The organism is Arthrobacter globiformis, from assembly GCF_003261175.1.
Classification (GTDB): domain Bacteria; phylum Actinomycetota; class Actinomycetes; order Actinomycetales; family Micrococcaceae; genus Arthrobacter; species Arthrobacter globiformis_A.
The window spans coordinates 230,528-244,472 of record NZ_QLNP01000062.1; the positions used below are offsets into that span (position 1 = coordinate 230,528).

At 66.7% G+C, this 13,945-nt stretch carries 14 protein-coding genes; 9 read left to right on the forward strand and 5 right to left on the reverse strand.

Annotation, left to right across the window (positions count from 1 at the left end):
* Positions 1-33: 33 nt before the first annotated feature.
* Positions 34-519, reverse strand: coding sequence for a hypothetical protein (locus DBZ45_RS05325; protein ID WP_223256940.1), 486 nt, complete (start codon positions 517-519; stop codon positions 34-36).
* On the opposite strand from DBZ45_RS05325, the gene DBZ45_RS23160 reads away from it, so the two are divergent.
* A complete protein-coding gene (locus DBZ45_RS23160; RefSeq protein ID WP_223256941.1) occupies positions 509-802 on the forward strand; it encodes a hypothetical protein in 294 nt (97 codons plus the stop codon). The two genes, DBZ45_RS05325 and DBZ45_RS23160, sit on opposite strands and share 11 nt — an antisense overlap.
* Before the next feature lie 282 nt (positions 803-1,084).
* Here the strand turns inward: DBZ45_RS23160 and DBZ45_RS05330 are convergent, their stop codons facing one another.
* Complete coding sequence (locus tag DBZ45_RS05330) at positions 1,085-1,948, reverse strand: pullulanase X25 domain-containing protein (RefSeq protein ID WP_111902887.1); 864 nt, start codon at positions 1,946-1,948, stop codon at positions 1,085-1,087.
* Positions 1,949-2,210: 262 nt separating this feature from the next.
* Between DBZ45_RS05330 and DBZ45_RS05335 the strand changes: the two genes are divergently transcribed.
* Entirely contained in the window at positions 2,211-2,510 is a 300-nt protein-coding gene (locus DBZ45_RS05335) for a hypothetical protein (RefSeq protein ID WP_111902888.1), read from the forward strand.
* 151 nt (positions 2,511-2,661) lie between these two features.
* Here the strand turns inward: DBZ45_RS05335 and DBZ45_RS05340 are convergent, their stop codons facing one another.
* A complete protein-coding gene (locus DBZ45_RS05340; protein WP_111902889.1) occupies positions 2,662-2,961 on the reverse strand; it encodes a DUF2630 family protein in 300 nt (99 codons plus the stop codon).
* A gap of 311 nt (positions 2,962-3,272) precedes the next feature.
* Between DBZ45_RS05340 and DBZ45_RS05345 the strand changes: the two genes are divergently transcribed.
* The 4 genes from DBZ45_RS05345 (at position 3,273) to DBZ45_RS05360 (ending at position 7,178) form a co-directional block, all read left to right on the forward strand.
* Entirely contained in the window at positions 3,273-4,166 is an 894-nt protein-coding gene (locus DBZ45_RS05345; RefSeq protein WP_111902890.1) for a glucose 1-dehydrogenase, read from the forward strand.
* Between the two features lie 239 nt (positions 4,167-4,405).
* Entirely contained in the window at positions 4,406-5,380 is a 975-nt protein-coding gene (locus tag DBZ45_RS05350; protein WP_111902891.1) for an aldo/keto reductase, read from the forward strand.
* Positions 5,381-5,612: 232 nt separating this feature from the next.
* The gene (locus DBZ45_RS05355; protein ID WP_190243024.1) at positions 5,613-6,434 is read left to right on the forward strand and encodes a CPBP family intramembrane glutamic endopeptidase; all 822 of its coding nucleotides are present in this window, start codon (positions 5,613-5,615) and stop codon (positions 6,432-6,434) included.
* A gap of 84 nt (positions 6,435-6,518) precedes the next feature.
* Positions 6,519-7,178, forward strand: a complete 660-nt coding sequence (locus DBZ45_RS05360; protein ID WP_111902893.1) for a hypothetical protein — start codon at positions 6,519-6,521, stop codon at positions 7,176-7,178.
* 12 nt (positions 7,179-7,190) lie between these two features.
* Here the strand turns inward: DBZ45_RS05360 and DBZ45_RS05365 are convergent, their stop codons facing one another.
* Positions 7,191-8,159, reverse strand: coding sequence for an adenosine deaminase (locus tag DBZ45_RS05365; protein ID WP_111903007.1), 969 nt, complete (start codon positions 8,157-8,159; stop codon positions 7,191-7,193).
* Between the two features lie 131 nt (positions 8,160-8,290).
* Here DBZ45_RS05365 and DBZ45_RS05370 point away from each other — a divergent pair, with 131 nt between their 5' ends.
* Both DBZ45_RS05370 and DBZ45_RS05375 read left to right on the forward strand, forming a co-directional pair.
* Complete coding sequence (locus DBZ45_RS05370) at positions 8,291-10,927, forward strand: excinuclease ABC subunit UvrA (RefSeq protein WP_223256942.1); 2,637 nt, start codon at positions 8,291-8,293, stop codon at positions 10,925-10,927.
* Between the two features lie 300 nt (positions 10,928-11,227).
* Positions 11,228-11,917, forward strand: coding sequence for a transglycosylase family protein (locus DBZ45_RS05375; RefSeq protein WP_111902895.1), 690 nt, complete (start codon positions 11,228-11,230; stop codon positions 11,915-11,917).
* Between the two features lie 243 nt (positions 11,918-12,160).
* Here the strand turns inward: DBZ45_RS05375 and DBZ45_RS05380 are convergent, their stop codons facing one another.
* On the reverse strand, positions 12,161-12,787 hold the full coding sequence (locus DBZ45_RS05380; RefSeq protein WP_111902896.1) for a hypothetical protein: 627 nt from the start codon (positions 12,785-12,787) through the stop codon (positions 12,161-12,163).
* Positions 12,788-12,953: 166 nt separating this feature from the next.
* On the opposite strand from DBZ45_RS05380, the gene DBZ45_RS05385 reads away from it, so the two are divergent.
* Positions 12,954-13,937 (forward strand): MSMEG_6728 family protein, encoded by a 984-nt coding sequence (locus DBZ45_RS05385; RefSeq protein ID WP_111902897.1) that lies wholly within the window; start codon positions 12,954-12,956, stop codon positions 13,935-13,937.
* Positions 13,938-13,945 lie beyond the last annotated feature (8 nt).

Genomic DNA, 13,945 nt, shown 5'->3' on the forward strand with positions numbered 1-13,945 from the left:
GGGGCTCAACCAAATGGGGCTCGATCAGCGGTGCTATCCCGCCGGGCGGAGCGAGGTGATCATGCCGCGGATGTTCTTGTATTCGGGCGTTTCCATGTACGCCTCAGGCGTGTCCACGTTGGGCGGATTTCCCGGGGTGGTGTCGAACGGGTTGTAGACCCCGCCGAACATCGCCCCACTGGGTGGCCAGGTGAAGAAGTGGGCTATCGGGCAGGCCGTGGACCCGGCCGGTTCCGGCGCCGAGGTGATGCCGTAGGCCAAGATGGTCATCTTGGCGGGGTCGGTGGCGGTGTCGTCCTGCCGCGACTCGAACGTGAACCTTGGTGTGCTGCCGGACTGCTTCAGTGCCGGTAAAGCTTCCGAGTCGTACATGCCGTACGGCTGCTTCTTAGTGCATTCCGCGCCCACCACCATGTTGGTGCGCAGCGTGGCCATCGACTTGCCTGCAGGGTTCCGGACCTCCACGAACACGCCGCCGCCCTGCGGCGTCTGTCCGGCAGGGTCCTTGATGGTCCACACGGACGGAAGGTCGAAGGCCAACTTGCCGTCCGACGTCGTAAACGTCTTCCAGCCCTCAGGCAGCGTTGCGGACGGCGTGGCAGTGGCAGATGCTGGGCTGTCGGTGGCCGTCGCAGTCCCACTTCCCGTTGCGGAGGCCGCATCCGACGAAGAGACTGACGTCGCTGGTGCTGCAGTGCCCCCTCCGCCGGGCGACGCCGGCGCCCCGCAGGCGGTGAGTGCGACGACGGCGGCCAAGACTGCAGCCCCGGACAAGGTCCCTGAACAGCGCGAGGTCCCTTGATAGCGCAATGTCCCCGAATAGCGCAAAGCTCCTCCTTGAGTTGCGAACGTGCTCCCCATTCTGGGCTTTTGCCCATCGGGTGGGAAAGGCGTTGGAGGGCACTGCGTCCAAAGTGTTGCGATCAATAACGAACCGGGTCCGAAGGCCCTGCGGACGAAGCGGCTCCTCTTGGTCCCGACGGGCTCGACCGGCGGCATGTGTCCCGACAAGCTCGACCGGCGGACCGGGAACGACGAAGCCCCGCTGCAGCATGTGCTGCAGCGGGGCTTCGGCCGGACGGGATTAGTTGACGGTGATGTCCCGCGTCCGGTGGTTGTAGCGGATGGTGACCTGGCCGCCGGAGTGGTGCAGTTCATGGTTGGCACCATCGAATGCGCCGAACGCGCCGTAGTTCTCATCCCAGGAGCGGTTGAGGGCGATCTTGAAGTTGTAGTAGCCGGCCGGGATTTCAGCCGAGAGCTTCCACAACTGGTCCAGCTCGTCCAGCTTCATCTGCGCTTCGTCGTACTGCGGCGCCCAGTTCTCCGGGGCTCCCAGCAGGGTGTTGAAGTCACCGGCCACGGCCACGGCGGCGGGCTGGTCGATGGTTTCCGCGGAGTCTTCAACGGCGGGAGCCTGCGCTTCGGCGTCGGCCTCTGCCTTCTTGCGCACAGCCTTGGCTACGGGAGCTACTGCGTCCTCGATCAGCTTGGCAGCCTTGTCGACGACCTTCGCCGTTTTGGACGGAGCCTTCTCGGTCTCTGCCGTGGCTGCCTTCGTGGCTGCCGGCTTGGCAGGTGCGGCCACCGGAAGGGGCGTGTCGGCAGGGACCGGTGTACCGGCGTCGAGCGCCGCCGAGAAGCTGGCCGCGTCCGGGAAGGCGACCGTTGCGCGCTGCCCGTCCTCGGTGATGGTCCAGCCGGAGCGTCCCTTGACGAGCCAGCCGGCCTTGACCAGCTTGGCCGTGGCAGTGGTCAGTGACTTGTGGCCGCGGGGAATGCCGCCGCTGAGAAGCTCAGCTTCGTAGGCGTTCAGCGGAACCCGTACGAGCGCTTCAGCCAGCACGACGCCGGCGTTCTGCGAGGCACCGGACAACACCCCCTCTGCCAGAACGTCCAGCACGGCCTTGAGGCGGATGTTGGTGTTTTCGGCGGCAGTCTTGCGCATGGTTCCCCTTACAGAGCGATTGTTCCCCCAGTAGTTTGCCAAGAGCTGGGCGATTATGGCGACTTTGCTCGGTAAACATTGTGTGTCGTGACCGACTATGACGGGGATTACACTCGAAATGAGCCCAAAATCTCGCTTTTTCCGGCTAACAGGGACTGCTTCCCTTCCCAGGCCACTTCCCTAACCCACGTCCCGGGTCATTTCACGGCGTCGGTAATAGAAAGTAGGCTTACCATGTAGACCGAGGCACCAAACGGAAGGGATGAGTTCAGTGAGTGAACACAGCAGCAAGGCAGACGGCTTTATCGTTCCGGACCCTTCAAAGCTCCGCGAGGACGTTCCCGGCGACGCAGGAGATGACGCTAACGTCATCCGCTTCAGCGAAGAGCAAGCGCTCATCGAGGAGCAGTCGCACGGCATCCGTCCGGAGCGCTACAGCGTCCCGTCCGGCGGCCCCACCATGGAGGAAGCCCGCGGCAGCATGGACCTCTCCGACGACACCGGCGACTCTGCTTCCGCCGACAGCAGCGACGACGGACTGCACAGCGGCCAGGAACAGTGACTGCCGCCATGAGCCGCCAGCGGTAACAACGCGCCAGGGCTAACGCACCAGCAACAGCGTTCCAGCAATGCGGAAGGGCGGCTGCTAACGGCGGCCGCCCTTCCGCGCGGGTGAAAGTTACTGCCGCAGCTCTTACCGCACTGGCCGCCTACTACTGAACATAGCCTTCAACCTCATTGACGGGACGGGCATCCACCTCGTTTGGGTCCTCGCCCGCCTTCGCCTTTGCCCGGCGCTGGCGCAGCAAATCCCAGCACTGGTCCAGAGCCTCTTCCACCTGGCGCAGCCGAGCCCGACGCTCATCCCGCTCGGCCGCACCCCCGTCGGAAGCATCCTCTCCGGAGCCACCCCCGCCGGAGCCACTGGCGGGGCCCGACGCCGCAGGATCGCGGAGCTGATGCTCTTCGTCAACCAGCGCCTGGATGCGCTGCAGAATATCCTGGTTGTCCATCGCCTTCACTCCTTCATTGCCACGTACCGGATCTACTTCTGGGGACGCCGCCGGCGACCGTTCGCCAGGGCTGGGACTGCCAGCCTATTCAGGCGATGCAGTACGCGGAAGGGGTGGCCGTCCTTCACCGCCCCCCGCCCTGAGCAGCCGGAGCTGAGCGGCCCGCCTCGAAGGGCTCGCCTACTGCCACTGGCGGCACCGTCACAGTCTCGTTAGGGTGGACGGTAAGCATGCTTAGCATTCCCGCGATGCCAGCACCGCCCGGACCTTGATGTTCCTGTCCGCGTTCAACACCACAACGGAGGAGAACCATGACCGACCAATACACCTTCAAGAACCCTGTCACCGCTTACGAGCACATCGCGCCGCCCAAGCAGCACCAGCCCGAGCCCGGCCTGGACGCCAAGCTCGAACCCAAGGCCGACCTGGGCGAGGACACCTACCGCGGCACCGGTCGCCTCGACGGCAGGAAGGCAATCGTCACGGGTGCGGACTCCGGCATCGGCGCAGCGACGGCGATCGCCTTCGCCCGGGAAGGGGCCGACGTCGTGCTCTCTTACCTTCCCGAGGAGGAGGAAGACGCCGCCAAAATCGCGAACCTGATCGAAAAGGCCGGCCGCAAGGCCGTGAAAGTCCCCGGCGACCTCAAGGACCCCGCTACCTGCCAGAAGCTGGTGGACACCGCGCTGCAGGAACTGGGCGGACTGGACCTCCTGGTGAACAACGCCGGCAAGCAGGTGGCGCAGGAGGACATCGCCGAGATTAGCGACGAGCAGTTCGACCACACACAGAAGACCAACGTGTACGCCATGTTCTGGCTCACCAGGGCCGCGGTGCCGCACCTTCCGGCTGGCTCGACCATCATCAACACGACGTCGATCCAGGCCTACAACCCGTCTCCGACCCTCCTTGACTACGCCACCACGAAGGCGAGCATCAACAACTTCACCAAGGGACTGGCGCAGCAGCTGGCGCCGAAGGGAATCCGGGTGAACGCCGTGGCTCCCGGGCCGATCTGGACACCCCTGCAGGTCAGCAGCGGCCAGCCCAAGGAAGCCCTGCCCGAGTTCGGCAAGGACACTCCCCTGGGCCGCGCCGGACAGCCCGCCGAGCTCGCCCCCGCCTACGTGTTTCTGGCCTCGGCGGAGTCGAGCTTCGTGGTCGGCGAGACCCTGAATGTCAACGGCGGCAGCCCGACGCCGTAGCTGTTGTTCCCGCGGCCGCCGCGAGTCTGGACAGCCGCGCATGACCGCGCATTTGTGCACCGCTTTCGGAAGCAACACCGCCGCCGGTCACCGGGAAACCCCGTCAGCATGCGGGAGACCCGGGGCCGGCGGCATTTCCGCGCCACGAAAGGGGAGCAAAAATGCCGCAGGTCGACTTATAGTGGCGACTGTATCGCACCTCCCTGAGCCACTCCCGCAACATACCTGAGGAGAGCCCCATGGAATCCCGCACACTTGGTTCACTTTCCGTCTCCAGTCTCGGCCTCGGCTGCATGGGCATGAGCGAGTTCTACGGAACAGGCGACGACAGCGAGTCCATCGCCACCATCCACGCCTTCCTGGACGCCGGCGGAACCCTGCTGGACACCGCTGACATGTACGGCCCGTTCACCAACGAGCAACTGGTTGGCAGGGCGATCGCCGGCAGGCGCTCCGATGTGGTCCTGGCAACGAAGTTCGGCAACGAGCGGCGGGAGGACGGTACCTGGGTGGGCATCAACGGCCGACCCGAGTACGTCCGCTCCGCCTGCGACGCCAGCCTGCAGCGGCTCGGCGTGGACCACATCGACCTCTACTACCAGCACCGGGTGGACAAGACCGTCCCAATCGAGGACACCGTCGGAGCGATGGCGGAGCTCGTCGAGGCCGGCAAAGTCCGTCATCTGGGGCTGTCCGAAGCGAGCGCTGAGACCATCCGCAGGGCACACGCCGTCCATCCGATAACTGCGCTGCAGACCGAGTATTCACTCTGGGAGCGGGAGCCGGAGACCAAGGTCTTCCCCGTGCTGGCGGAACTGGGGATCGGTTTCGTGCCCTACAGCCCCCTGGGCCGGGGCTTCCTCACCGGCCAGCTGCGCAGCCCGGACGACTTTGCTGCCGATGACTTCCGGCGGCACTCTCCCCGCTTCCAGGGCGAAAACTTCACCCGGAACCTGCAGCTTGTGGACCGGGTCAAGGAACTCGCAGATGAGAAGCAGTGCACTCCGGCGCAGCTCGCGCTGGCCTGGCTGCTTGCCCAGGGCGAGCACATCGTGCCCATTCCCGGCACCAAGAAGCGCGAACGCCTGGCCGAGAACCTGGGCGCGGCCGACGTCGAGCTTTCAGCGGAGGACCTTGCCCGCCTTGACGAACTTGCCCCCGCGGGCGCTGCCGCAGGGGCGCGCTATCCGCACATGAACACGATAGACACCTAGATTCCGGCCAGCACTGGGCCACGGCCCCAGGGCAGCCGCTGGCCCTGGGACATAAACGACGCGCAGCTTCTCCGGGGTGACGAAGGACCCCGTCGCGCCCTTCTTGATTCCCTATGGAAGGTGCCTGCCAGCACCCAGCCCGCTCAGGGCTACAGCGATGCAACGTCTGCTGGCGCGCCAGCGCAGAGGGGGCGGACAATGGGTGCACCTGCAGAAACTGTTTGGAGCCGACATGCGCCGTCGGAAGGGCTGGCTAAAACACCACAGGCTTCTGGCATTCTTTGTCCTGGCCTACACAATTTCCTGGGCCTCGTGGCCTGTCTACGCGGCCGGGCTGATGCCACGCATGAGGTTCCTCTCGGTGGGTCCGCTTGCCGCGGCAGTCATCGTCATCGCGCTGGCCGAGGGACGCCCGGGCTTCCGTGCGTGGGGCCGACGGCTGGTCCGGTGGCGCGTCGGGTGGGTCTGGTACGCTGTCGCGATTCTGCTCCCCGTGGTTTTCGTCCTGGTCGCGGGCTTCATCACCATGGCGCTCGGCGCCCCAGCTCCGGGTTTCGCACAACTAACGTGGACGGGCCTGCTCACCGTGTTCGCCGTCCGGCTGGTGAATCCGCTGGACGGGGCACTCGGCGAGGAACCAGGCTTCCGCGGCTACGCCCTTCCCCTGCTCCAGGCATCCCGTCCACCGCTGCTGTCAGCGGCGATCCTCGGCGTGCTCGTGACGCTGTGGCACCTGCCGCTGGTCCTCTTCATGGGGTTGAGCCCCATCGGCCTGCCGACGACTTTCGCCATCACCTTCCTCTACGTGTGGCTTTTCAACCGCACCGGCGGCAGCGTCCTCCTGACACTTCTGTTCCACAACAGCCAGGGCACCTTCACCATGGGTTCCCTCGGCTTCACCGCCGCCGACGGCGGCCGCGCGGAGCTGATCTACTTCCTCGTCGTCGTGCTCGCGGTACTGGCCACCGTGGTGCTGGACCGCCAGGCCTGGCGCACGGCACCCCGCTCGGCCACCGCCGTCGGGCGTTTCCCGCTCGGAATGCGTCCCATGTGAACGACGGCGGGTGGCCGGCACCGGGCGAACGCGCCGGTGCTTCGAATTAGGACCCGCCATTCCCCATCCACATCAGGAGGAAAAATGTCCTCACCGCTAGCCAGGGCCGCGGGACCCATCGCCCTCGTATCCGGCCTCGTCTTCGCCGCAGTTGACGTGGCCCGCCTGCTCGCTGCCGACCGGAGCCTCGACCGGATCGAGATGATGCGGCAGACGCCGTTCCAGATCACGAACGCCCTGTACTGGGTGGTGTTCATCGGGCTCACCCTCGCGCTGGTGTCGGTCTATTTCAGGTACGCCGAGCCGGCCGGCGGACTCGGCGCCGTCGGCTTCTGCTTTGCGCTGGCGGGCACCCTGGACATGGCCGGCAACATGTGGTTTGACGGCTTCGCCGGCCCCTGGATTACCGACGTCGCCCCGGGCGCGATCCTCGCCGGAGGGTCCGGAATGCTGGCCGTCGGCGGACTGTCCAGCTACATACTCTTCGCCCTGGGCTGGATGGTGTTCGGCATCGCCGGCTGGCGCTCAGGCATGTTCCCCGCGTGGATCGGCATTGCGTTCGTGGTCGCCGGTTTCCTTGGCTACAACGCCGGACTGCCGCCCTACGGAATCCCCATCGGGCTGGTCATGGCGGCGCTGGGCTGGTGGATCATCCGGGCGCGCACCCCGGCAGTGGCTGCCAGTGGTTCAACGACAGGCGGCCGAGCCGACTCCGAACAGTCGAGTGCCCCGCCCGAGCCGTAACCCGCCCGGACCTTAGCCCGACAGCTCGGCCAGCAGCTCGTGCTTCCGCTCCTCGCTGGCGAAGGACGACCTGATCGAGTTCGCGGCAAGCCTGACCCGGTCAAATTCGGACAGCCCCAGCACCGACTCGAGCTGGGCGAAGTTGCTGTCCACATAACCGCCGAAGTACGCCGGGTCGTCCGAGTTCACGCTGACGTTGAGCCCGGCAGCCAGCATTGCCGGCAGCGGGTGGGCGGCCAGCATGTCCACGGCGCGCAGCCGGACGTTCGACAGCGGGCAGACCGTCAGCGGCACCCGGTCATTGACCAGCCGCTCCACGAGGTCCGGGTCCTCCATGCACCGGATCCCGTGGTCGATCCGCTCCACGCCCAGGACGTCCAGCGCTTCCACGATGTACGACGGCGGGCCCTCCTCCCCCGCGTGCGCAATCTTCCGCAGGCCTGCTTCGCCGGCCCTGGCAAACAGCCGCGTGAATTTCGACGGCGGGTTGCCCACCTCTGCGGAATCCAGGCCGATGCCGGCGATCGGCGCGTTCATCGCCAACAGCCCCTCCAAAACTTCGAGCGCCGAGTCCTCGGACAGGTCCCGCAGGAAGGCGGCGATCAGCAGCGTCGAGATGCCGAACTCCTCCTCAGACGTGGCAAGGACCGAGGCCACGCCGTTCACGCACGTCTCCAGGGGGACGCCGCGCGAGACGTGTGCCTGCGGATCCATCATGATTTCCGCGTGCCGCACCCCGGCCGCCGCAGCCCGCTCCAGGTAGGCCCGTGTCATGTCCGCGAAGTCCTGCTCGGTCCGCAGCACGGCCATGTTGGCGTAGTACAGGTCGAGGAACGACTGCAGGTCCGTGAACTCATACCGGCTGCGCAGCTCATCCAGGTCCGCGTACGGCAGTTCGATTCCGTTCCGCTCAGCGAGCGCAAAGATCAGTTCCGGCTCCAGCGTCCCTTCGATGTGCAGGTGGAGCTCCGCCAAAGGCATCGGCGCCGGGGGCGCCACCAGCTCCTCTTCATCTGAAAGTGCAGTGGGATCGACAGGTTCAGCGGCGGCGTCGTAAGTGTTCACCACGACAGAATAGTCCCCGGACGGGCGATGCCCGTAGAGTCGAACAGATGCGGACTGAAGAGTATGCTGACCCCTTGGCCGATCTGGACTGGAGCACGGAAGCCGGCACCGGCGCCCACCATTCTGCTGACGGCTTTGTCCGGGTGCGGGGCGCCCGCGAGAACAACCTTCGCAATGTGGACGTGGCCGTCCCGCGCGACGCGATCGTCGCCTTCACCGGCGTCTCGGGGTCGGGCAAGTCCTCCCTGGCATTCGGCACGATCTACGCCGAAGCCCAGCGCCGGTACTTCGAGTCCGTGGCGCCGTACGCCCGCCGCCTCATCCAGCAGGGCCACAATCCCAAGGTGGAGATGATCACGGGCCTGCCTCCCGCCGTCGCGCTTCAACAGCGCCGCGGCACCCCCAGCAGCCGTTCCACGGTGGGGACGGTGACCACGTTGTCCAACTCGCTCCGCATGCTGTTCTCGCGTGCCGGCAGTTACCCGGCCGGGGCCAGCCCGCTGGACTCGGACGCCTTCTCGCCCAACACGGCCGCCGGAGCATGCCCGGAGTGCCACGGCCTCGGCGTGGCGCACACCGTCACCGAAGCCTCCCTGGTCCCGGACCCGTCGCTGAGCATCCGGGAGGGTGCGATCGCCGCGTGGCCGACGGCGTGGCAGGGCAAGAACCTGCGCGACATCCTCACCCACCTGGGCCACGACGTCGACATCCCCTGGCGGGAGCTGCCCAGGAAGGACCGCGACTGGATCCTTTTCACCGACGAGCAGCCGGTCGTGGAAATCACGCCGCAGCGCGACCGGGTGGCCAAGCCGTACAAGGGCAAGTTCTGGAGCGCCAAGAGCCACGTGCTGCACACGCTGGCCGACTCCAAGAGCAACACAATGCGCGAACGGGTGCTCCGCTTCATGGAAACCGGCCCGTGCCAGCGGTGCAGCGGCAGCGGACTCACGCCGGAGGCCCTGGCGGTCACGTTCGCCGGCAGGACCATCGCCGAACTCAACGCGGTGCCGATGGCCGAACTGGCGGACCTCATCCGCCCGACGACCGAGCTGAACGAGGCCAGCACTGCGTCCCGCAAGCTGTCCTCCGGCGAAGGCAACGAGGTGGCCGTCGCCATCACGCGAGACCTCCTCCGGCGGATCACTGTCCTGCTGGATCTGGGGCTTGGCTACCTTGCGCTGGGCCGCTCGACGCCCACCCTCTCCCCGGGCGAAATGCAGCGCCTCCGGATCGCCACGCAGCTCCGTTCGGGTCTGTTCGGCGTGGTCTATGTGCTGGACGAGCCCTCAGCCGGGCTGCACCCCGCGGACGCCGAGCCCCTCCTGGCGGTGCTGGAGCAGCTGAAGTCGTCGGGCAACTCCGTGTTCGTGGTGGAGCACAACATGGACATTGTGCGCCGCGCCGACTGGCTCGTGGACGTGGGGCCGAGGGCAGGAGAAGGCGGCGGCGAAGTCCTGTACAGCGGGCCGGTGGCCGGCCTCGCTGCCGTCGAGGCTTCCGTTACGCGCCCGTTCCTCGTGCCGGACGGTTCTAGGGGCGGTGCTGACGACGGCGGTGCTGACGACGGCGGCATCACCGGCGGCGGTGACCGTACCGGCCGCCGTCGGGAACCCGGTGCTTGGCTGGAACTTAAGGACATCTCCCGCCACAACCTTCGCGGCCTCGACGCGGCCTTCCCGTTGCAGGTCCTGACGGCGGTCACCGGAGTGTCCGGCTCGGGCAAGTCGACGCTGGTCAGCCATGTCCTGGCCGAAGTGGTCGGATCCGAACTGCACGGTGATTCGGGCTCCGGCGGCAAGGATTCCGGGGAAACCACCGAAGACCAGCCCGTGGACGGCGACCCCGGCACTCCGCTCAGCGTAGGTACTGTGACCGGCCTGCACCACGTGGACCGGCTGGTGACGGTGGACCAGAAACCGATCGGCCGAACGCCCCGGTCCAACCTGGCCACCTACACCGGGCTCTTCGACGCGGTGCGTAAGGAGTTCGCCGCCACGGACGAAGCCCGGGCGCGCGGCTACGGGGCCGGACGGTTCTCCTTCAACGTGGCGGGCGGGCGCTGCGAGACCTGCCAGGGCGAGGGATTCGTCGCCGTCGAACTGCTCTTCCTGCCCGGCAGCTACGGCCCCTGCCCGGAATGCGATGGCTCGCGCTACAGCCCTGAAACCCTGGAAATCACCTACCGCGACAAGACGGTGGCCGACGTCTTGGGCATGACCGTGGACGCCGCCGCGGACTTCCTGCAGGACGTTCCAGCGGCTGCCCGCAGCCTGCAGACGCTCCGCGAAGTTGGACTGGGCTACCTGCGGCTCGGACAGCCCGCCACCGAACTGTCCGGCGGAGAGGCCCAGCGCATCAAACTCGCGACCGAACTGCAGCGGGCACGCCGCGGCCACACGCTGTACCTGCTGGATGAGCCCACCACCGGGCTGCATCCGGCGGACGTCCGGCTCCTCATGGCCCAGCTGCAGCGCCTTGTGGACGCGGGAAACACGGTGGTCGTGGTGGAGCACGAAATGGACGTGGTGGCGGAAGCGGACTGGGTGATCGATCTCGGGCCGGCCGGCGGGGACGCCGGCGGAGAGATCGTTGCTTCGGGAACGCCCGCCGCCGTCGCCGCTTCACCGGACAGCCGGACGGCGCCGTATCTGGCTTCCGCCGTGGATTCCGCGTCCGCAAGGTAACAGCCCCCCTGCGTCCACGTCACCGGTTGTGATGGGCCTGGGTCCTCCCACTGCCGGGGTTGGAGTGCCCTTAAACTGCTTGACTGTCAATAAAGATCTCGATTTGATAACGGCGCGCGGCACCTTTAGGGTGGGACACATGCCCGCGCGACGCGGGCCCATGAATGCCCGGTGCCGCCACCACCAGTTACTGCCCGGCCGGCGGATACCGAAATGACCTCTAGTTCGTCAGGGGCGGGCAGTAGCGCGACAACGTCCGGGGACGGACCGAGCGCGGGTGGCCTCAGGAGCATCCCAATAATGAAAAAGTCGACATTTAGTACTGCCGCGCGCCGTGGAGTCACCCTGGCCGCCGTTTCCGCCGCAACTCTGGCGCTGTCCGCCACGGCCGCCAACGCGGCCACGCCTACCGCCAGCGCCTCCACCTGGGACGCCCTCGCCCAATGTGAGAGTGGCGGCAACTGGTCCACCAACACCGGCAACGGCTTCTCCGGCGGCCTGCAGTTCACGCCGCAGACCTGGGCTGCCTTCGGCGGAACCGGCTCCCCGCAGGGCGCCTCCCGCGCGCAGCAGATCGCCGTGGCGGAAAAAGTCCAGGCTAGCCAGGGCTGGGGCGCATGGCCCGCCTGCTCCGCCAAACTGGGACTGAACGGCGGCGGTGGCGCTCCTGCACCGCAGATCCTGCCCCAGAGCGCGCCGGTCCAGGCCGCACCCGTCCAGGCTCCGGTTCAGACCGCTCCGGTCCAGACGGCTCCCGTGGCACAGGCCCCGGTGGCTCAGGTAGCCCAGGCACCGGTCGAGGCCCGCCACGCTGCCGCGGTCGCCGTGAGCGGCCAGACCTACACGGTCCAGGAAGGCGACACCCTGAGCAAGATCGCCCAGAAGCTCGGCATCCAGGGCGGCTGGCAGCACCTCGCTGACGCCAACGCCGACACCATCAGCGACCCGGACCTGGTGTTTGTGGGCCAGGTCCTCCAGCTGCCTGCCTAATCTGGCTGGTCAGGCCGCTTAGCGGCACTGCATTGCAGCTCGACGCCGGGCGGCCCCTTTCGGGGCCGCCCGGTTTCCTTTTGCGCAGCTCAAACCACGACGGGCGTCCCCGAGTGGGGACGCCCGGTTTCGTTTTGTACGGCTCTACCAACGACGACGCCGGGCGCCCCCCCCTAAATGGGGGACGCCCGGCGTCGTGATTAATTGCCTATGACTTGACGGCTGGAAGCGTCAGTATTCGGCCTATGCCGCGGCGGGGAGTTCCCGGACGATGCGCACCTTCCAGGCGGCGTCGTCGCTGGTGTCGAGGAGTGCGACAGTACCCGAGGCGAGGTGCAGCGCTACCCGCTTGGCGTGCAGCAGCTCAAGGTAGAGGTGCTCGTTGACGCGGGCAGGGCTGTCGACGACGAACTTCACGGCGTCGCGCACCTTGCGGTAGTTGTCGCTGCGTTCGCGGTGCAGGTGCAGCTCGAGTTCATGGCGCTGCTTGACGCGCGGCTCGTGCTTATTCAGCCAGTTGACGGCGGCGTGAACGCCGATCACCAGAGCCAGCGAGACGGCGTAGATCCACCAGCCGGTGGACATCAGGAAGAGTGGCAGGTTGGCGACGGCCACCACTGCGATGAAAACACGCAGGGCGACCAGGCGGCGCAGGGTCAGCGCAACGGAAGCAAGCGCAGTGCGGAAACGGTGCTGATCCTTGCGCGCATCTGCCGGATCAAGCGTAAACTCGTCCAGAACGAGGATCCCGTTCGCGTCGGCTCCGAGCATCTGGCCGTACTTCGGAACGAACAGCTGAGGCTCCTGTGACGCGTGTGAATTCGCTTCCGCGGGGGCGGAGGACAGGGGCGCGGGGGACGTAAGAGTCATGAGTTGGCTTCCAGACGCTGGTGAGGTTTCGGATATCTTAGTGGATTAATCAACCTTCCGTATGCATAGGTCCACAATGTGAACACCCGGCAGTCCATTTTGGCGGCTGACTGTGCTGCCTGGCACTTCAATTGGCACATGGCTCCAAGGACGGCAGACTGAAGGGATGCAAACCTTCCTTCCCTATCCCGATTTCCAGCAAAGCGCGGCCGCGCTGGACACGCCCCGGCTGGGCAAACAGCGCGTAGAAGCGCTGCAGACACTCCGCGCGCTGGTCATCCCGGAATACGGATGGCAGTCACACCCCGCCATCCGGATGTGGATGGGGCACGTTCCCGCACTAACCATGTATGGCCTGGCCATGGTTGACGAGTGGACCAAGCGCGGTTTCGCCGACAACACCCGGGACAACATCCGCGAATTCGCCCCCCAGGCTGCGCACCCTGACTACGCAGCCAAGATCCTGCTTCCGCCGTGGCTTGGCGACCCCGAGTTGCACCTGAGCCACCGGTCCAACCTGATCCGCAAGGACCCGCGGTTCTACGAAGAGGTCTTCCCCGGCACCGAGCACGGCTTGGAGTACGTCTGGCCGGAACCCCGGCACGAGTTCCTGCCGGAGGATCCGGAGGGTGACGTTCTCTGGATCCTTCGCGAGCATGTCGGCCACGGCGACCCCGAGCGGTTGGACAAGGTTGGGCTTCCTGCCGTGGGGCGGGCGGCTTCCGCCGCTGGCGCCGCTTCGGCCGCCGGCGACGATTCCGGTACTTCCGGCGACGGTTCGGATGCTGTCTCGGGCGCTGCCGGGGAATCCGGCGACGACTACCAGTTCGTCTACAAGGAGGAAACGTCGCGTCGGCCAGCCAAGGTGGCCAAGAAGGCTCCGACCAAGCCCCTGGTCAAGAAGCCGTCCCGCAAGCGGCAGCGCCAGGAGGCGGCCTTCTCAACGCTTCCCGGAAAATCGCCTGTGGCCGTGCCGTTCGACGGCGGCAGCAGGTTCGCCGTCGGAATGGTCGTAGGCCGTCCAATCACGCTCGACGACGGGCGCTTCGGCCGCAACTTCCAGCTCACCGACATTATCGACCGGTCAGAGTTCGACTACCCGGCGCTGCTGCAGGACCCGCGCGTCTTCTTCCCCGTTCCGGCGTTGTGAGTGCGGCT